The sequence below is a fragment of the Granulicella mallensis MP5ACTX8 genome (assembly GCF_000178955.2).
In the GTDB taxonomy this organism is placed as follows: Bacteria; Acidobacteriota; Terriglobia; order Terriglobales; family Acidobacteriaceae; genus Granulicella; species Granulicella mallensis.
The window spans coordinates 6,040,036-6,057,781 of sequence record NC_016631.1 but is presented as its reverse complement, the minus strand read 5'-3'; the positions used below and the strand labels follow the sequence as shown (position 1 = coordinate 6,057,781).

16 protein-coding genes are annotated in these 17,746 nt (G+C 57.8%); 6 read left to right on the top strand and 10 right to left on the bottom strand.

Annotated elements, in window-relative coordinates; all coding sequences use genetic code 11:
- Positions 1–19: 19 nt before the first annotated feature.
- Genes ACIX8_RS23560 through ACIX8_RS23540 form a run of 5 tightly spaced genes read right to left on the bottom strand, consistent with a single transcriptional unit; the run spans position 20 to position 4,571 of the window.
- The gene (locus tag ACIX8_RS23560; RefSeq protein ID WP_014267911.1) at positions 20–943 is read right to left on the bottom strand and encodes a dihydrodipicolinate synthase family protein; all 924 of its coding nucleotides are present in this window, start codon (positions 941–943) and stop codon (positions 20–22) included.
- Between the two features lie 9 nt (positions 944–952).
- The gene (locus ACIX8_RS23555) at positions 953–2,251 is read right to left on the bottom strand and encodes an NAD(P)/FAD-dependent oxidoreductase (protein ID WP_014267910.1); all 1,299 of its coding nucleotides are present in this window, start codon (positions 2,249–2,251) and stop codon (positions 953–955) included.
- Complete coding sequence (locus tag ACIX8_RS23550; protein WP_014267909.1) at positions 2,248–2,493, bottom strand: (2Fe-2S)-binding protein; 246 nt, start codon at positions 2,491–2,493, stop codon at positions 2,248–2,250. Before ACIX8_RS23550 ends, ACIX8_RS23555 begins: the two co-directional genes overlap by 4 nt.
- Positions 2,486–3,619 carry an NAD(P)/FAD-dependent oxidoreductase gene (locus tag ACIX8_RS23545; RefSeq protein WP_014267908.1) on the bottom strand — a complete coding sequence of 378 codons (1,134 nt, stop codon included), beginning with the start codon at positions 3,617–3,619 and terminating at the stop codon, positions 2,486–2,488. Before ACIX8_RS23545 ends, ACIX8_RS23550 begins: the two co-directional genes overlap by 8 nt.
- A gap of 1 nt (position 3,620) precedes the next feature.
- On the bottom strand, positions 3,621–4,571 hold the full coding sequence (locus ACIX8_RS23540; protein WP_014267907.1) for a proline racemase family protein: 951 nt from the start codon (positions 4,569–4,571) through the stop codon (positions 3,621–3,623).
- 130 nt (positions 4,572–4,701) lie between these two features.
- Here ACIX8_RS23540 and ACIX8_RS23535 point away from each other — a divergent pair, with 130 nt between their 5' ends.
- Positions 4,702–5,439, top strand: coding sequence for a GntR family transcriptional regulator (locus ACIX8_RS23535; RefSeq protein WP_014267906.1), 738 nt, complete (start codon positions 4,702–4,704; stop codon positions 5,437–5,439).
- A 287-nt stretch (positions 5,440–5,726) separates the two neighbouring features.
- On the opposite strand, the gene ACIX8_RS23530 is transcribed toward ACIX8_RS23535, so the two are convergent.
- The gene (locus tag ACIX8_RS23530; protein WP_223295425.1) at positions 5,727–7,313 is read right to left on the bottom strand and encodes a M1 family metallopeptidase; all 1,587 of its coding nucleotides are present in this window, start codon (positions 7,311–7,313) and stop codon (positions 5,727–5,729) included.
- Positions 7,314–7,464: 151 nt separating this feature from the next.
- Here ACIX8_RS23530 and ACIX8_RS23525 point away from each other — a divergent pair, with 151 nt between their 5' ends.
- From ACIX8_RS23525 to ACIX8_RS23515, 3 genes are all read left to right on the top strand, one after another.
- The gene (locus ACIX8_RS23525; RefSeq protein ID WP_014267904.1) at positions 7,465–8,463 is read left to right on the top strand and encodes an aldo/keto reductase; all 999 of its coding nucleotides are present in this window, start codon (positions 7,465–7,467) and stop codon (positions 8,461–8,463) included.
- 302 nt (positions 8,464–8,765) lie between these two features.
- Entirely contained in the window at positions 8,766–9,956 is a 1,191-nt protein-coding gene (gene fdhA / locus ACIX8_RS23520) for a formaldehyde dehydrogenase, glutathione-independent (protein WP_014267902.1), read from the top strand.
- A 293-nt stretch (positions 9,957–10,249) separates the two neighbouring features.
- Positions 10,250–10,927: a rhomboid family intramembrane serine protease gene (locus tag ACIX8_RS23515; RefSeq protein ID WP_014267901.1), complete on the top strand. Its 678-nt coding sequence runs from the start codon at positions 10,250–10,252 to the stop codon at positions 10,925–10,927.
- Positions 10,928–10,972: 45 nt separating this feature from the next.
- On the opposite strand, the gene ACIX8_RS23510 is transcribed toward ACIX8_RS23515, so the two are convergent.
- The 3 genes from ACIX8_RS23510 to ACIX8_RS23500 all read right to left on the bottom strand — a co-directional run bounded on the left by ACIX8_RS23510 (position 10,973) and on the right by ACIX8_RS23500 (position 13,713).
- Entirely contained in the window at positions 10,973–12,187 is a 1,215-nt protein-coding gene (locus ACIX8_RS23510; protein WP_014267900.1) for a hypothetical protein, read from the bottom strand.
- A complete protein-coding gene (locus tag ACIX8_RS23505; protein ID WP_014267899.1) occupies positions 12,184–13,128 on the bottom strand; it encodes a DUF2157 domain-containing protein in 945 nt (314 codons plus the stop codon). Before ACIX8_RS23505 ends, ACIX8_RS23510 begins: the two co-directional genes overlap by 4 nt.
- Positions 13,129–13,305: 177 nt before the next feature.
- A complete protein-coding gene (locus ACIX8_RS23500; protein WP_014267898.1) occupies positions 13,306–13,713 on the bottom strand; it encodes an arsenate reductase/protein-tyrosine-phosphatase family protein in 408 nt (135 codons plus the stop codon).
- A 112-nt stretch (positions 13,714–13,825) separates the two neighbouring features.
- Here ACIX8_RS23500 and ACIX8_RS23495 point away from each other — a divergent pair, with 112 nt between their 5' ends.
- On the top strand, positions 13,826–14,239 hold the full coding sequence (locus ACIX8_RS23495; protein ID WP_052310686.1) for an ArsR/SmtB family transcription factor: 414 nt from the start codon (positions 13,826–13,828) through the stop codon (positions 14,237–14,239).
- Positions 14,239–15,366, top strand: a complete 1,128-nt coding sequence (arsB, locus tag ACIX8_RS23490; protein WP_014267896.1) for an ACR3 family arsenite efflux transporter — start codon at positions 14,239–14,241, stop codon at positions 15,364–15,366. The genes ACIX8_RS23495 and arsB overlap by 1 nt, the downstream gene beginning before the upstream one ends.
- 108 nt (positions 15,367–15,474) lie before the next feature.
- Here the strand turns inward: arsB and ACIX8_RS23485 are convergent, their stop codons facing one another.
- Positions 15,475–17,742 carry a hypothetical protein gene (locus ACIX8_RS23485; RefSeq protein ID WP_014267895.1) on the bottom strand — a complete coding sequence of 756 codons (2,268 nt, stop codon included), beginning with the start codon at positions 17,740–17,742 and terminating at the stop codon, positions 15,475–15,477.
- Between the last annotated feature and the right edge of the window lie 4 nt (positions 17,743–17,746).

Below are 17,746 nucleotides of genomic sequence, written 5' to 3'. Positions count from 1 at the left end.
TGTTAGTAAAGCGAACGAGTTATGCTCCAGCGAACTCCGCGAACGGCTTTTCGTTGACGGACGGACGCTCCGCCAGGGCCTTCTCGAAGATCGCAATCGTAGCCTTCAGCTCTGCACCATGTAACTCCAGGCGAGGAGCACGAACACGCGCCGAACCTACACCTGCCTTCTCCTGCACCCACTTGATGAGCTGCACAAACTTCGGCACCGTATCCAACCGCAGCAGCGGCAGGAACCAGCGATAGAGCTCGAAGGCTTCCTTGTGCTTGCCCTCTGTTGCGAGGTTGAAGAGTTGAACTGACTCGGCGGGATACGCGTTGACGAGACCCGCGACCCAGCCAACAGCACCGGCGCCGACGCCTTCTACCAGGACGTCATCCACACCCACGCAGATGCGCAAACGGTCGCCGAGCACTTCGCGAATAGCGGAGACGCGCCGCACATCCGCGCTCGACTCTTTGACGGCCTTGAGGTTCGCGTGTTCGGCGGCGAGCTCAGCAATCTCAGCCGGCAAAAAGTCAGTCTTATACGCCACCGGATTGTTGTAGAGCATGCACTCCAGCTTCGTCGAACCGATCACCGTCGAGACATGCTGTTTCATCTCATGCCAGTCGGAGGTGTAAACATACGGCGGCAATACCATCAGGCCGGAACATCCAGCCTCTTCTGCTTCTTTCGCCAGGCGCACAGCGCCGTGGGTGGAGAGGGAAGAGATAGCCGCAACCACAGGCTTCTTTCCAGCTACACGCACGGCTGTCTTCAGAATGGCGATCTTCTCGTCATGCTCGAGGGTCGCGCCTTCGCCGAGCGAGCCCAGCATGACGAGTCCCTCGCAGCCATTGCCCAGTTGCCAGGCTGCATGTTGCGCCAAAAATTTGTGGTCCACCTTCAGGTTCGTGTCGAAGGGGGTTGTCATTGCAGGTAGTACGCCAGACCAGTTCATGCTTTCTCCTTAATCAATTTCGGTTGTGTTGTTTTCGCTAGCGTCCGGAAAGCAGAACGCCTGAAGAGGAACGGGAAAGAGTGGCTGTCGTATGGAGACAGGCCTCCATCCCAGAAGCTGTTCGATCGCTGGACCGCAGATGCGGCCCTGGCACGGACCCATGCCGCACCGCGTCTGCAACTTTGCATCAGTCCATCCTTGATGGCCCTGCAGACGTGCAAACGGAACGTCCTCGCATCGGCACACGATCGTGTCGGGACGCGGCAGCGACCGCAGCTCCGCGCGCAAGGCGAAGGCTTTCTCCATCCTGTCGCCGAAGGCCCGTTCAGCGGCTGCACGTCTTTGCAGGGACGCGTGGCTGCAGCCAGCGCAGGCTAATCCGGCGATCTCACCCTGCACCAGCGCTGCTTCGAGCCCTGCAATGCCCGCAGGTTCTCCCGCGCAGAATACATTCGGCAGCGAGGTGCGCTGCGCGCTATCGATCTGCACAAAGCTCTCGCGGAATGTGCAGCCGAGAAGCGCTGCAATCTCTGTGTTGGGCACGAGGTGGTATCCGCAAGCCAGCAGGTCGCAAGGCTCCGTCCAGGTACGCGTGCCGTCAGTGACGCGTACAGCCTCCAACGTTTGTCCGCTTCCAGCTATCGCTTCGATCACCCAGCAGCCGGCCCGGTACGGGGTCTTCCAGAGCTTGCCGCGAAAGCGGGCGCCCTGCACCAGCTTCGCGGGATGTGTCCAAAGCGATGCGGCAAAGGGAGCAAGCTTCGCAAACGTAGCCTGCTCCAGAACACTCGAAATGACAGCACCGTCTTCTGCGAGATGTGCCGCAACCGCAAGGAGCAGGGGGCCTGTCCCCGCTACGACTATCTTTTTCCCTGCGACGGAGTAGCCTCCCTTGACCAGGGCCTGCAAACCACCAGCGCCGAAGACGCCGGGAAGCGTCCATCCTGGAAAGGGGAGAAACCGTTCGCGGGCTCCGGTTGCGAGGACCAGCTTCTCGAAGTGAAACTGCTCGACCACGCTGCCGGAAGTCGTCTCCTGCAAGGTCTGTACTGTCCCCGAGGCCTCTGCGCTAAATACACTGCGGCCGTTGAGCACCTGGGCTCCGGATCGCTGCAGCCTCTCCATCGCTCTATGCTTCGCGGCATCCTGTGTGTTCGCAGAGCTGACGGTCGCACCGCGCCAGATCTGACCGCCGGCTGTGACGTTATCGTCGAGCACGATGACCTTGCATCCGTTCTCAGCCGCCGCTGTGGCCGCAGCGATACCGGCGGGGCCAGCCCCAATGACCAGAACCTCCGCGTGCCTCATGAATTTGTCTCCACGGTCATGTTGTCTTCGCACAGAATCTGGCAGGTGCGCCGATGCGATGTGCCATTCACCACGGCACGGCACTCAAAGCAGATGCCCATGCCGCAAAGAGCTACGCGGGGATCTCCGTCGACGGAGATCCGGCTCGGCTGCTGCGCCAGCAACATGGCGGCGGCAACCGTGGTGCCTGGTGCTACCTGGTAGGTCACGTTGTTGATGAGGATGGAAAGAAGCTTAGGCATGGGCAAGCCTTGCCGGTTCCGTGAGTCGTATAGGCAGATAAGGAGTGGCATCAATGGCCGATTCGCGCCCAAGCATTCCATCGACCAGGAGCCGGGCTGCTCCTGGCGCGTTCGTAATGCCGAGCCCTTCAAAGCCTGCGGCAAGCCATAATGAGCTGTCGTCGGAAAGTCCCGCCGCCGGTCCGATGAGCGGGAGCTTGTCGGCTGTCGCGGCGCGAAATCCTGTCCATACTCGCAGCACAGAGAGGTTTTCGAGCTTTGGCATGTACTGCTTCGCGCGGTCGATCATGCGTCGCAGCATCTCTGCTTCTGCTTCCGGCTGCTCATTGCCATACTGCCGTGAAGAGCCCAGCAGCAACTGCCCGGTCTGTCGCGGCTGAATATTGAACGCCACCGAATCGTCCGTTACCTTGTGCGCGCTTTTGAGATAACCAAGCTCCACCAGTTGATGGTGAAGAAAATCCGGATAGCGGTCCGTGATGACGAGATGCCCTTTGCGCTTCTGAATGGGCAGAGCAGGGAGCAGATCGCACTCCGTTCCCACGGCCAACACGATACGGTCAGCCGTGAGTTCTGTGCCATCGCTGAGACGCACCTGTTTGTGCGAAGCCGATAAGGCCCTCGCATAGAACACCTCTGCTCCCAGGCGCTTGGCTTCAGACAAATAGAAAGCTGCTGCTGCTGGCGGATACACCACGCCATCCTCAGGCACGAGCAAACCACCCGCCAGACCAGGGCGGAGGTTTGGTTCCTGCTTTGCAAGTTCGGTTGCTGTTAGAAGACTCGCTTCGATACCGGCTTCTTCATACACCTTTTGCCGGGTGCCGACTTCGGCCATCTCTTCTTCATCGGCGGCCACCCATATCGTTCCGCGGCCCTCGTACTCCACCGATTTGGGAAACTTCGTTGACTCCGCGTGCCACAACGAACGAGAGAACGCCGTCAGCGCAAGCTGTGCCGCCGAATCGTCCATTACGACTACGTGTCCCATGCCCGCGGCGGTGGCTCCTCCGGCCGGTGTACCGCCTTCAACTACACCGACGCGCCAACCCAGCAATGCACACTCGCGGGCTACGGCACTACCGACAATTCCGGCGCCGATAATCAGGACATCAAAGCATTTCATCTCAGAACTTGATTCCTTGTGAAAAGGGATCATCCTCAGCAAACAGTAATCTCGATTCACCCGTTACCCACGCATGTCCGCGAATACTGGGGTTCACCTGTCCATCGCTACCTTCGCGGACGGAGCCCTGAAAGACGGTGCCCAGAAGGCTCTCCTGCTTCCATATGGTTCCGGGCGCGAGTTTGCCGTCATCGTACAGGCAAGCCATCTTGGCGCTGGTTCCGGTGCCGCAGGGAGAGCGATCGAACGAGGCGCCGGGGCAAAGCACAAAGTTGCGCGAGGAGTTGAGCTCGTCTTCCGGTTCCGAGAAAAACTCAATGTGGTCGATATAGGCTCGGTCGGCCCCGGTCACGCCGTTTGCATGCAGGGCTTCACGAATAGCTGTAGAAACTTCGATGAGTTTCCCTCGGTTCGCAGTCGTCAGCGGGCAGGGGGCTTCTTCCACGAGGAAGAACCAGTTTCCTCCCCACGCGATATCCCCGGTAAAGCTGCCATATCCCGGTACATCGATCTCTACCTTGGAACGATAGCGATAGCTCGGCACATTTTCGACGGTGACACTTCCGTCCTGGTGGAGCGTAGCCTGCACGGTGCCCACAGGGGTCTCGATATTGTGCAGGCCCACCCCAATCCGGCCAAGATGGGCGAGGGTGGTCAACACTCCGATGGTTCCATGGCCGCACATGCCTAAATAGCCAACATCGTTAAAGAAGATGACGGCGGCTGAGGAATCCGGTTGCACGGGTTTAAGCAAAAGTGCCCCTACAACCACCTCGGAACCGCGCGGTTCACACACGATCCCGGACCGAAAATGGTCAAATTGGCTCGAAAACCGCTGCAAACGCTCGGGGAGAGGCCCATCTCCGAGATCGGGTCCCCCGGAGATTACAACTCGGGTCGGCTCACCTTCAGTATGGGAGTCGATTACATGGACGGATTGCCTGATTTCCATAAGAAATAATACCGCGTTGTCGACGATTTTGGATACATTCTCAAGCTAAAATTCGTACCTCTCAAATGTGAAAAAAAGGTACAGTGTCACTGGAGCACAAAATCAATTGTCGACAGCACCCGGAACACCCATGAAAAAGAAAAAAGAGAGCGCAGGCGTGGCCCTTCCCCGAGAAAAAGCCGAGCACGGCACGAGTTTGCTAACTGCGTTTCGAGAGATTCGCGAACTGATCGTTCACGGCCGACTCTCTCCAGGCACCTGGATCCTCGAAGCTGAACTCGCCGAGCGCTTGAATATGAGCAGGACCCCTGTCCGCGGAGCCATCCACTGGCTGCAGCGCGAAGGCTATATTCTCGAACACCGCAACGTGAAGAAGTCACGCATGATCGTCGCTCCTCTTACAAAAGAGGACGCGAATGAGCTTTACCTGATTATCGGAAGACTCGAAGGGATTGCGGGGCGGGGAATCGCTGCACTGCCGGCGGCGGAGCGTAAAGATATTGCCGCGCAATTGCAGGAGCTTAACGAGCGTCTCGAAGTGATCTCGAAAGACCGTGACGGCCATCCGGGAGAGATCTTCGAGAACGATCGTTCGTTCCATCGCCTCATCATCAAGTACGGTGCGGGCGCTCGCATGACCACGCTGCACAAGGCGATCGAGCCGCAGACGGAGCGCTACTGGCGACTGTATGCAAGCTCGATCATCAAGGACCTGCATCTCTCGGTAGCAGAGCATGACGAGATCGTTCGTGCGATCCTTGCCGGCGACCCCGATCGTGTTGAGAATGGCCTGCAGGTGAATTGGCTCAAGGGCTCGGAACGTCTTGGCCATGTAATCGAGATCTTTGGTGAGCGCGGTAGTTGGTAGGTAAGTAGGTAAATAGTTAGCTCAATCAACTCATCACAGAATCGTCATCCTGAGCGTAGCGTCCCAGCTTTTGGGGACGCGGAGTCGAAGGACCCCGAGGGTTGCAGTCTCGCCCAAACTCTTCGCACCTTTTCTACCTCGAGCGTTCGAGCCTGGCTTTCGTGGTGGAGAAGGTCCGGAGAGTCTGGGTAAGGTCAAGTCCCTCGGGGTCCTTCGACTGCGCACCTCGCAAAAGCGCGAGGCGCTACGCTCAGGATGACGATTCTGTATGTGAGCAAACACAAAGGCTACTGCTTGCGAACATTGACATAGTAGAGGTCGGTTGCGACTTCGAACTCGTCCTTCGTCAACGAAGTTGAAAGTGTCTTCCACTTCGTTGTTGAGGGCTGCACCATCTGCCAGTCACTGCTCTTGCCGACGCGTATCGGCATAGCAAAACCCGGCTCTTCCGCATCCCATTTGTACGACACCGTGTGAGCCGATTCATCGAACTTGAGTTCCAGGGTCGGAATCGCAGCGTGCCGCAGATATTCATTGAAGATCGGTGTCAGTTCCAGGCCGGTCTGCTGATTGAAGAATGCGATCATGTCTGTCGTCATGATCGTCTGATACTTGAAGTGCTGATAGTAGTCGTGAAGCAGCTTGAACCACTCGTCATCATTGTTCACAACACTCCGCAGAGTATTGAGAAACAGCGCACCCTTCTTGTACTGATCCACAGGAGGCGTCGCGTAGATATTTTCTGCCGCGATCACGGGCATCGCATTCTTCACGCCGTCTTTTCCGGTGTTGAGATAGATCAATCCGTTCTTCTTTCCCCACATGTATTCCACAAAGAGGCTTTCGCAGTAGTTTGCCCAGCCCTCGTGAATCCACATATCCGAACGATCGCGCGCCGTGATGCTGTTGCCGAACCACTCATGCGCGCTCTCGTGAATGATGATGAAGTCGAACCATGTGCCGATGCCCGTCTTAGGACGGCCAAGGTAGCCGTTTTCAAAGTGGTTGCCGTAGGTGATCGCCGTCTGGTTCTCAACGCCTGAATACAAGGCTTCCACGAGCTTGTAGCCATCTTTCGGAAAGGGATATTCGCCGAAGTAATGCTCGTAGGCCTTCAGCATGTTCTTCACCTGCACGAACTGGCGCTTCGCCTTATCGAGGTCTTCGGGAAAGACGTAGTAGTCGAGACTCAGGTTGTTATAGGTGTCGCTGAAGTGCGTGTAGGTTCCGATGTTGAGCGAGACGTCATAGTTGTTGATCGGATATTGCACCTTCCAATCCCAGCGCGTATAGCCATCGTGCAGATCGGTCTTGCCCTGAAAGCGTCCGCCCGACACTTCAGTGAACTCATTGGGAGCTTCCACGCTGATGTCCATGGACTCGACTTCATCGCGCCACTGGTCTTTGTTCGGCCACCATACGCTCGCTCCCTCTTCTTCGCACGCGGTGTTGACGAGCGGCCTGCCCATGGGGTCTTTGCGAAATACGAAACCGCCGAAGCGTCCCATCTCCGCGGGATGTCCTGAGTAGCGGAAGTCGACGGTGTACACCTGGCCCTTGCGCAGGGTGTGGGGGAAGTCGATGTAGATCGAGCGGCCCTCGATGCGCTTGTACACCAGCGGTGTGGGCTTGCCCTTCGGATTCTCGAGCGAGATGCCGTCGATCTGAAACGTTGGCACCAGGTCTAGCTGGATGCGCGTTCCATCTTCCAGCATGCGAAACCGGATCGCATTCGATCCGCTCAAGTACTGCTTGACCGGATCTACGCGCACATCCAGGTGGTAGTACAGCAGGTCGTTGTTTGCGCGGTAGGGACCGTAGCTCCCGAGCAGCGTGTCGCCGCCCGAAAGTGCAGGCGGAGCGGTCGCGCTCACGGCGGGAGTGACCTGGGCGGTGACACAGCCTGTGGAAAATATCAGCAAAAGGGCGAGGCAAAACCGTGAAACGCTATACGATCGCATGCTGTTTAATGTACATAGAGAATCCATAATCGTATACATTAAATGCATCGAATAAGCTAACTTTATGCGACTGCCTGCTATTTCCACTCAACGCAAACTCGGTTCGACCGGTCTTGAAGCGGCAGGCCTGGGTTTCGGCTGCTTCGGACTGTCGAACGCCTATGGTCCCGCCGACCCGGCGGAGGCCGTCGCGACGCTGCATCGAGCGCTCGATCTTGGCTGCAGCTTGCTCGATACGGCGGACATCTACGGCGCGGGCCAGAATGAGATACTGGTCGGCCAAGCTCTTCGCGGACGCCGCGCGGAGGCGGTGGCCGCCACCAAGTTCGGCTTTGTCTGTGATGCCACCGGGAAGGTGGTTCGCCGCGACGCGTCTCCGGCGTACGTGCGCGAGGCCGTCGAAGGTAGCCTGAAGCGCCTGGGCATCGAGAGGATCGATCTCTATACGCTGCATCGGGTCGACCCTCAGGTTCCCATCGAGGACACGGTTGGAGCCATGGCGGAACTGGTAGCTGAGGGAAAGATCCGCGGCGTTGGCCTCTCGGAGGTCTCTGTCGAACAACTCCGTCGTGCCCACGCGCTTCATCCCATCGCTGCGGTGCAGTCCGAATACTCTCTCTGGTGCCGTGAGCCCGAGCGGGAGATTCTGCCAGCCTGCCGTGAGCTTGGAGTGTCTTTTGTCGCCTTCGCGCCTTTGGGCCGTGGGTTCTTCTCCGGTGCACTCGCAACGAACGAACTGGCTCAACAGGACTTTCGCCGCTCGTTGCCTAGATTCCAGGCAGAGAGCCTTGCGCGAAACGAAAAGTTTCTTCAGAGCCTCGCGGAACTGGCCTCTCGGAAACAGATCACACTGTCACAGCTTGCATTGTCATGGATCCTCGCGAAGGGCAACAGTATCTTCGCGATTCCGGGAACTCGCCGGCAGAGACATCTCGAAGAGAATGTTGCGGCTATGCAGGTCGAGTGGACGCTCGAGGAGTTGGAGGAGATAGACCGCATTTCCGCCATGCATCAAGACCCCGGAGCACGCTATGCTCCAGGGTCTCTGTTTGCTCCTGAATGATCCGGTGGAGGGCCGACTTCTGCTCGCCAATAATGGCACAATGAATGACTCGGCGATTTAGCAGAACTGAGAGAATACGACCACATTGGACTCGTCCGGAATACCACATTCGCAACGCCTGCCGTTGTTTCACCCTGGATAGGTCAGCGCAGGAAACCAAGGATTGCAAAATGATTGGGGGGTGCTTATGTGTGTGGAACGGCATCTCACTGAATGGGTCTTGAGAGTGTTTGGGTGACCGTGCCAACTCTTAATCTGGAGTTAGATCCCCTAACGTATTTGAACAAGATAAGGAAAGTGCAATGGCTGAAAATCGCGGCGTTGTTTATCTAGGACAGAACAAGGTGGAAGTGCAGTCGATTGACTTCCCAAAGATGCAGAATCCAGCAGGCAAGAAGATTGAGCATGCCGTGATCCTGAAGGTGGTTTCGACCAACATCTGCGGATCTGACCAGCATATGGTGCGAGGGCGTACGACTGCTCCGACTGGGATGGTGCTTGGCCATGAGATTACCGGAGAGGTGATCGAGCTTGGATCGGACGTCGAGTACATCAAGAAGGGTGACCTGGTGACGGTACCGTTCAACGTTGCTTGCGGACGTTGCCGGACTTGCAGAATGCAGGAGACAGGCGTGTGTCTGAACGTCAATCCCGGCCGCGCAGGCGGCGCGTTTGGGTATGTCGATATGGGCGGCTGGGTTGGTGGGCAGGCGGAGTATGTGATGGTGCCCTACGCCGACTTCAACCTGATCCCTTTCCCCGACAAAGAACAAGCGATGTCGAAGATCAAGGACCTGACGATGCTTTCGGACATTCTGCCGACCGGCTTTCACGGTGCGGTGAATGCAGGTGTCGGTGTCGGATCGATCGTGTATGTGGCCGGAGCTGGCCCCGTAGGTTTGGCGACGGCGGCTTCCGCACATGTGCTGGGCGCGGCAGTCGTGATGATTGGAGACATGAACAAGGAGCGGTTGGCACATGCCGAGAGTATGGGCTATGTACCGCTTGATCTGACGACGAGCGATAACCTGACCGACTTGATTGAGAAGGCGATCGGACAGCGGGAGGTTGATGCTTCGATTGATGCGGTTGGCTTTGAAGCAAAGGCGCAGGGTAAGGATGGTGAAGAGGCTCCGGCAACTGTGCTGAACTCGCTGATGACGATCACGAGGGCTGCTGGGTCAATTGGCATCCCCGGACTGTATGTCACCGAGGATCCGGGTGCGCATGATGAAGCGAGCAAGACCGGAAATCTGAAGATGCGGTTCGGCCTGGGCTGGGCGAAGTCGCACCGGTTCTATACGGGGCAGACTCCTGTACTGAAGTACAACCGCCAGTTGATGCAGGCCATTCTTCATGACCGGCTGCCTATCGGCAAGATTGTAAACGCAACCGTTATTCCTCTGAGTGAAGCTGCTCAGGGCTATGCGGACTTTGACAAGGGTGCAGCAAAGAAGTTCGTGCTTGATCCTCATGGCATGCTGGGGGCTTAGATCCTGCTTGCAGGATTGAGAGGGCCCGGGCTTTGGCCCGGGCCTTTGTGCTGGGATGACGAAACAACTTGCACAAAATACTTAAGGTCATCCTTCCAAAGATGGGCATCGACTTTTTCAGCGGGAGCGTGGCGAGCCGACTTCTACTGCCAACAGAGGCTCAATGATTGACTCGGCGATTTGGCAACAATCCAGAAGCATCCCTGACGAGGTCTGCATTACATGGCACCGGTACGCCTCGGTATCGTCCGCGCTATGATTATGCAAACTCAAAGGGAGTGAACTGTAGACACATGGATCACACCGCCAAAACCCTCCCCCGACAATCCTCGGCCTCCCGCGCCCCCAGTCCCTACACCATTACCTACGCTCTGATCGCGATCAATGTCCTGGTCTTTGCCGCCATGGTGGCAAGTGGCGTCTCCTTCACCGAGCCCACAGCCCTCGACGTCGCGAACTGGGGTGGGGACTTCGGCCCGCTCACCGTAGGCGCACATCAATGGTGGCGTCTGCTCACCTCCTGCTTTCTTCACTTCGGCATCATCCATATTGGCTTCAATATGTATGTGCTCTTCCAGATAGGGCCGTTTATTGAAATGGCCTTCGGGCGCATACGCTATCTGCTGATTTACTTCTTCGCAGGCCTCGGCGGCAGTCTTGTAAGTGTTTGGGTGCATCCGATGGTGGTCGGCGCAGGCGCCTCCGGAGCCATCTTTGGCCTGTACGGAGCAGTGTTCGGTTTTCTCCTCAGAAATCGACGGTCGCTCGACCCAGCGGTAACGAAGAGCATCGCCAAGTCAGCAGGAATCTTCGTTCTCTACAACGTCGTCTACGGTTCCATCACCAGAACGACAGACCTTTCCGCCCACTTCGGTGGTTTAGTCACCGGGTTTGTCGTCGGGATGCTACTGATACGGCCGCGCGCTATGGCACTCGCGCAGCCTAACCCCACCTCTCCTACTTCTGAGTGATCTGGTGGGAAGTGGAATAACCGATTGTATCGGTTGGCAAGCGCTTTAAAAATCGCCGCTGGCGCCTCCGCCTCCCGATCCTCCTCCAAACCGAGAGTCCGGACCGGTTGGTTGCGGGGTTGGCGTTTGCGGGGTTGGCGTTATGGATTGAGGGGTTATCAGTCCGAGTACGGCAGAGCCGACGCTCATCGCGTGTTTGTCCTTCCCCGACAGACGTGCAGCCGTAAAGCCGTGGCGAACTCCGCTCGGCCCCTGAGCGAGCCAGCGTCGAAGGAACAAGGCAACGCCAGTCAGTGCTATCCCGAGAAGCATCGGGTCCCAGGTATGCCGCTGCCAGCCGAGGTATGGTTTGTTGGTGGCAAGGGTGAGGACGGCAGTAAGTGCGCCCACCGCGATGATGAAGCGATCCTTCTGGCGAATGCCGCGTGTGAGTATGAGGGGCGGCAGGCACCATGTGAGCACCCACGTCGCCCAGTAGAACGGGCCAGCGGATTCCGAGGTGAGCCACATGTCGCTCCACCACTGTGAGGGCAAGCCCAAAGCTGAAATCTTGAGGTTCAGGATCAGGTATATACCGAGCCACAGAAACGCCTCAGAGATCGAATACGCATCTTCAAGGTAATCGAAGCGGTGGCGGGAGCGGATGGGGACTATAAAGACTAGTCCGGCTGCGTACAACGCTGAGATGAAGATATGCTGCGCCGAGGGAGAGGCGGTCCAGGAGGCGGGCAGGAAGATGGCGAAGATCATCGCGGCGGGAAAGGTGTACCACAGATTGAAGCGATACCAGATCCAAAGCGAAGCCATGGCCCCAGCGGCGGAAACCACAAGCTGAATTTCGCGCGAGGAATTAGGAGCGCCACTGAAAGAAAAGAGAGCTAGTCCTGCACACAGAAAAGCAACCGAACAGACGGCGAGTGCTTCCTCGATTCCGTAGCGATACAGACGGGCCTGGGCTACGGCGACCTCGGCGGCCGTGTAGGAGACAGCAGCGAAGATCAATAACCATAAGCCTGTGGTCTGTTCCGATGGCCGCGAAAGAAAGATCACGAAGAAGAGCGCGACTGCGGCGGCTACGCCGAGGATGGTGAAGAAGAAAAGTACCAGCCTCAAAAAGATATTCGTGGTGCGCAGGTCGGAGACCGTGTCTTGTTCAAGACGCTGGTACTGCTCCTTGCTCAGGGAACCGTCGCCGGCCCACTGCGTCAGGAGTTTTTGAGCGCGCAGAGACTCTTCGTTCGCGTCCGTGTAGATTCTCACTCCGCCCTCCCAAAGTGACGCGCGATCTGGACAAGCATCACGATCATTGCGATTGCGGTGATCGTGAAGTAGGCCAGGATAAAGGTGAAGTCCGAGGCGTCGCGGATGAGCAGCGAGCTGACTCCCACGTAGCCGTAGACGGCGGCATAGGCAACGAAGGCAAACTCGCGGCGCTTCAAGCCCCAGGCAAGAGACGAACCACAAGCGATCAGCAGAAAGACAAGCCACAGTCCATTGCCTTCCCGTTCGAAGACCCCGGAGAGGATTGCCCAGAAGAGAACATTGGTGGCGATGTTCAGATACGTGCCAAAGAAATGCGGCTTCACTTTGAGGCGCTGGAGAATCGCGCCCGCTATACCGACCAGCAGGCTGTAGAGCAACGCGTATTGCCGGTAGGCCGCGTCCTGATGGGACGGCCAATGCGAGATCGTGAGCCCGAACCATCCTGCGAGTGAGGACAAAGCGAGAGACAGCACGAAGCGATTGTCGAAACGATAGGCAAGGAAGAAGAAGAGGAGGGCCGTGGCCAGGAGATAGAGGTCCCATTGCCCGGAAAGGACGTGGAAACGGTTCTCCAGGTAACCGAGTTCTACGCACCAGACGAGGCTGCCGAGGTAGAGGACATAGTCGAAGATCGGAGTCGGTGCAGCCGTCTCCGCAGCCAACCAGGCCGGCGCGCGGGAAAAGCAATACCAAAAGGAGGCGGTGAGGAGGATGGAGAGAACGGTCAGGACGAGTACATCACCGAGTTGCTGCGACCAGGTCGAGACAGTCCAGCCAAGTCCGGCGATGAACGCCAACACACCTGCATAGAGGAGAAGGTTAAGCTCGAGCGAGAGCGAAAAGGGTTCTTGTCGAGAGAGGCTCGCTAAATGAGCCTGCTGCTCACTCGATATTGCCCCTTGCTCCTTCCAGAGCTCCAGGCGAGCAAGGATAGTCATGGCGCTTTCATTCTCCGGACGTGGAGTAGCATGTCTGTGCTCAGGTTCGATTCCGATATTACATGTCGGCTCACGAGGGACCCAGTAGTTTCTCGAAAGTCCGATTTTAGGCAATTACATTCTCCGCCACGCATCAAGACCCTGAATGATCTGGTGGAGGCCCGACTCGTAATGCAGCTATTCGGCTAGTGATAGTCCTTCAGCTTTTAGCAAGTCATACACGCGGGTACGAATTTCATCCCGCACGTTGCGCACCTCTTCCATCGGCCGGCCTTTAGGATCGGGCAAAGGCCAGTCATCCCGGCGAAGTCCGGGAACGTAGGGGCATTGATCCCCACAGCCCATGGTGATGAGCAACTGGCCTTGCCGCGCCAGTTCATCGGTGAGCTTCTGGGGCTTGGCTTCGCTTAGATCGATCCCGACTTCCTTCATGACCTCAAGGACCTCGGGATGAACACGCAACGCGGGCGAGGTTCCTGCTGAGACTGCTCGTGCCTTGGAGGGAGCGGCAAGCAGATTGAAGAAGGCCGCCGCCATCTGGGAGCGACCGGCATTGTGAACGCAGGCAAAGATGACGGTCTGCATGATGTCTCCTGATACGTGAGCGTTCCTGGCCGTCGTAGGCTTGACCGGTAAATATCTGCTTAGGCGACTATATGACTTGCATTCATATACGCCAATGCATATATATAAGTCTATGGCTGCGAAACAGACGTATAACGTGGAACGGTTCTTTCAGGCTCTCGGCGATAACACGCGGCTCCGGCTGCTGAACCTCATGGGCGACCAGGAGATTTGCGTTTGCTACTTTGTAGAAATCCTCGGCGGGCCTCAATCGAAGATCTCGCGGCATCTGGCCTACCTGCGTAGCGCCGGGATCGTCTCAGCGCGGCGGGAAAGTAAGTGGATGCACTATCGCATCGTCATGCCGCAGCACGTGGGAGCCGCGCAGATCCTGAAGCAGACGCTCGGTTGGCTGAAAGAAGAAAAGCCAATGCAGGCGGACAGGGCGCGGCTTACAAAAGCCTGCTGCTCCCCATCGAAATATGTCCTGCTGGAAGGCGCTCCGCTTCCCACCAGGCTCGAAGCTCCATCCTGTGAGGTCTGCTAGTGTCAGCTTCGATCACTCAAGGCCGTGTCTGTGCTCCGGCTGCTCGCAAGAAGCTCTCGTTTTTGGATCGGTTTCTCACGCTCTGGATCTTCCTGGCGATGGCGATGGGAGTTGCCCTCGGCCACTTGATCCCGTCCTCCGCGGGGTTCGTCAACCGCTTCCAGTCCGGCACGACGAATATTCCTATCGCCATCGGCCTCATCGTTATGATGTTTCCGCCGCTGGCGAAAGTCCGTTATGAAAAGTTGGGCGAGGTCTTCCGCAATAAGCGCATTCTTGGCCTGTCTCTTGTGCAGAACTGGATCGTTGGGCCGATACTGATGTTCCTTCTGGCCATTGTCTTTCTCAAAGGCGAGCCTGCCTATATGCGTGGTCTGATCCTGATCGGCATCGCCCGTTGCATTGCCATGGTCCTGGTCTGGAATGAACTTGCCGAAGGAGATACGGATTATGTTGCTGGCCTCGTAGCGATCAACAGCGTGTTTCAGGTGCTCTTTTACAGCCTCTATGCCTGGGTGTTTCTGGCTGTTCTTCCGAAGTGGTTTGGCTTGGAGGGAAGTATCGTTCCTATCGGTATCGGTCAGATTGCAAAGAGCGTCGGTCTTTACCTTGGTGTTCCATTCGTTGCTGGTTTCCTTACTCGCTACGTCCTGATTCAAGCGAAGGGTGAGGTGTGGTATCGAACGCGTTTTATTCCTCGCATCAGCCCTCTCACGCTTGTGGCGTTGCTGTTCACGATCCTTGTCATGTTCTCACTCAAAGGCGACCTGATCGTGCGGCTGCCGTTCGATGTGGTCAAGATCGCTATCCCACTCGTCATCTACTTCGTCATCATGTTCCTGGTGAGCTTCTGGATGGGCAGGAAGCTGGGGGCGGACTACGCGCAGTCCGCAACGCTGTCCTTTACCGCTGCCGGGAACAACTTTGAGCTGGCGATTGCGGTCGCAGTAGCTGTCTTCGGCCTGAACTCGGGCGAGGCCTTTGTTGGAGTGGTGGGTCCACTCATAGAGGTCCCCGCGCTTATTGGATTGGTGAACGTCGCGTTCTGGATGAGACGCCGGTACTTCAGCACAGAGATGAAGAGGGTTCAGGCCCACCCTGTAGAAGGTGCTCGAGGAGCAGTTTGATAGCACGCCCTATGGTACGAGGAGCTGCAAGAGATCGACTATCTCGCCGCCACGCATCAAGCCCCTGGAGCAGGCTGTGCTCCAGGGGCTTTGTTTGCTCCTGAATGATTACTTCGGGTCCGCCGTCATGGTAGAGCGATGGCCGGTGGTCGTAGTCCAGTAGTCCATCCACCGTTCGCGTATTCCTGTGACGCTTTCGATGAGCTTCGGGCTGGGCTGCTTGCCGTGTTCGACGACCATCACCATGCCCGTGTTGAACTTCTTCTGCGCCTGATCGACTGCGGGCAGGCGAGGACCCTCCGCGGTGATGACGTCCTGAATGGTGACCTTGGTGCGATCGGCCTTGAAGATCGCGTGACCGTTGGCATCGTGCCCTGCAGGCACCATGTTGCGCAGGATGAAGAAGTCCGGCACTTCGGCGGGTGAGATCATGCCCATGAGGTAGAGGTCGAGGTACGACCAGCCGGTGGCGGGCACGTAGTAGTCGTCATCGAGCTGGGTGAAGGTGCCGTCGAAGTTATCCTGCCACACACCGCCGCCCATGGCGGAGGCTTCAGTGGGACGCTGGTAGGGAAAGGCAACAGGAGCCTGCAGACCGCGGGCCCAGTGCGTGGGGCCGAGGTCGATGGTCTCGCCGCCAACCTTCGCAGAAACGAAGGCAGCCCAGCGGTGTCCCATCTCATGCCCGATCTGCGACATCGCGTAGTCGTAAGGCGGGATCTTGCCGTTCGCCGTGCGCTCGGCGAGTTGATGCGTGTACGCCGCGACGTTGTGGATGCTCGTCTCGTTGAGACCGTCGGGCGGATACTCCTGCATCTGGTTCGCGCCGACGTAGACCGGCTGAATAAACTGCCACTGAAAACGTCCCTGCGTGCAGTAAGCGGCAAGATTGCGCTGCTCGGCGCCGATACCTGTGACGGCGCCGCCGTTGGGACCACCGCCGAGCGGCCCATTGCTGGAAGTGCCCGCCTCGGGATTGTCTATGCGGAAGTCCGAGTAGTACGCGAGCATGTCGAAGTTATCGCCCAGCGCCTTGATGATGGAGCAGGTGAGATCGACTGCGCGCGGCGGCTTCATGTAGTGGAACGATTCGAAGGCGACGGCGAACGGGCCGTCCTTCTTCTTCAACGTAGAAAGATCTACCTCCGGGCTGGCGATACCGGCGAGCTTGATCGGATGCGGCGACACGCGGTCGGCGATGACCGGAGGCATTCCGGGAGATTGCACCGCGGCAGAGAGGAAGATCTGATCGCCGGGCTTGTATCCGGCGGGCAGCGTCCCCTGCATGGAGATCGTGTCTCCGCTGACCTTGACTGCGGGCAGCACGCCGGGGCCGAACGCAATGTAGTGAGGCGCTCCGCCACGATTGCGGCGTCCTCCGCCGGCTTGGATGGTCCATGAGGTATCGGAGTTCGGCGTGCAGTCTGCTGTGGGCTTGTTGCGGTCGATGCAGACGCGGTAGGCGATGCTCATGGCGGCGGGATCGGTCTCAGGAAGGATGAGGCCACGGGTCTCGATGTCTACCTTGAGAAACAGGCCGTCGACAGCGGAGACCTTCAGGCTCTTGATGTTGAGGTTGGCGGCAATGGCCGCGTTCTCCGTAGCGGGAACAGTGGCGATCGCAGTCTCTTTGCCGGTCGTGACCACGGGGTAGACGCCGACGATGGCGTCTTCGGCGTGGACGTCGTCGTAGTTGAGCTCGATCGTACCGTCCTTGTAGAGGACTGCCTGAAAGCGGTTCACCGTCGGCGTCCAGTACATGTCCTGCACGCCGCCGATGGGCTCGGTGAGGCTCCAGGTGATGACGGCACGGTCTGCGGTCTCCTTGAGGTAGCGCTTGCCGGAGAGGCGCGGCTTGAAGAAGACGCTGATGGCGGGAACGGTGTTGATGATGGCCGAGCCGGCCTGCTTGAGTTCGGCGAAACGGTTGATCGCCAGGCCGCCGGAGCGATTGGGTTCGGCGATGGATTGTCGGCCTGCTGTGGGTGCTTCACCGAAGGCGATGGACCCCGTGACGCCAACAGAAAAGGTATTCCAGGTCTTGCCGGAGAAGGGGAAGGAGAAGCCTTTGAGATTCGCCTCGGGTCCAGACATCTCCGTGCCAAACTCGGAGTCCCACTTTACCGGAACGGCCTCCACTCGATAGCGCGAACCTTCGGGGGTAAACCGCAGGGTGTGATGGGCTAGGTCGAAGAGATTCGCCTTCCCCAGCACGTCTTCATCCAGCGTAAGAACGATGAGATTGCCCTGCGTAGTGACGGTGCCGATGGAGTGTCCAGACTCCTGTCGATACTGCGCCTGGACACCCACCGAACTAAGCGCCACGCAGGCCCATAGTCCAGCCTGCAGGAGATTCTGCTTCCGATTACAGCTCATGAAA

What these genes read in the sequence shown, in the direction of transcription:
- ACIX8_RS23560 (WP_014267911.1), bottom strand. Translation starts at nt 943, where the DNA reads ATGAACTGGTCTGGCGTACTACCTGCAATGACAACCCCCTTCGACACG.
- ACIX8_RS23555 (WP_014267910.1), bottom strand. Translation starts at nt 2,251, where the DNA reads ATGAGGCACGCGGAGGTTCTGGTCATTGGGGCTGGCCCCGCCGGTATC.
- ACIX8_RS23550 (WP_014267909.1), bottom strand. Translation starts at nt 2,493, where the DNA reads ATGCCTAAGCTTCTTTCCATCCTCATCAACAACGTGACCTACCAGGTA.
- ACIX8_RS23545 (WP_014267908.1), bottom strand. Translation starts at nt 3,619, where the DNA reads ATGAAATGCTTTGATGTCCTGATTATCGGCGCCGGAATTGTCGGTAGT.
- ACIX8_RS23540 (WP_014267907.1), bottom strand. Translation starts at nt 4,571, where the DNA reads ATGGAAATCAGGCAATCCGTCCATGTAATCGACTCCCATACTGAAGGT.
- ACIX8_RS23535 (WP_014267906.1), top strand. Translation starts at nt 4,702, where the DNA reads ATGAAAAAGAAAAAAGAGAGCGCAGGCGTGGCCCTTCCCCGAGAAAAA.
- ACIX8_RS23525 (WP_014267904.1), top strand. Translation starts at nt 7,465, where the DNA reads ATGCGACTGCCTGCTATTTCCACTCAACGCAAACTCGGTTCGACCGGT.
- fdhA (WP_014267902.1), top strand. Translation starts at nt 8,766, where the DNA reads ATGGCTGAAAATCGCGGCGTTGTTTATCTAGGACAGAACAAGGTGGAA.
- ACIX8_RS23515 (WP_014267901.1), top strand. Translation starts at nt 10,250, where the DNA reads ATGGATCACACCGCCAAAACCCTCCCCCGACAATCCTCGGCCTCCCGC.
- ACIX8_RS23505 (WP_014267899.1), bottom strand. Translation starts at nt 13,128, where the DNA reads ATGACTATCCTTGCTCGCCTGGAGCTCTGGAAGGAGCAAGGGGCAATA.
- ACIX8_RS23500 (WP_014267898.1), bottom strand. Translation starts at nt 13,713, where the DNA reads ATGCAGACCGTCATCTTTGCCTGCGTTCACAATGCCGGTCGCTCCCAG.
- ACIX8_RS23495 (WP_052310686.1), top strand. Translation starts at nt 13,826, where the DNA reads ATGGCTGCGAAACAGACGTATAACGTGGAACGGTTCTTTCAGGCTCTC.
- ACIX8_RS23485 (WP_014267895.1), bottom strand. Translation starts at nt 17,742, where the DNA reads ATGAGCTGTAATCGGAAGCAGAATCTCCTGCAGGCTGGACTATGGGCC.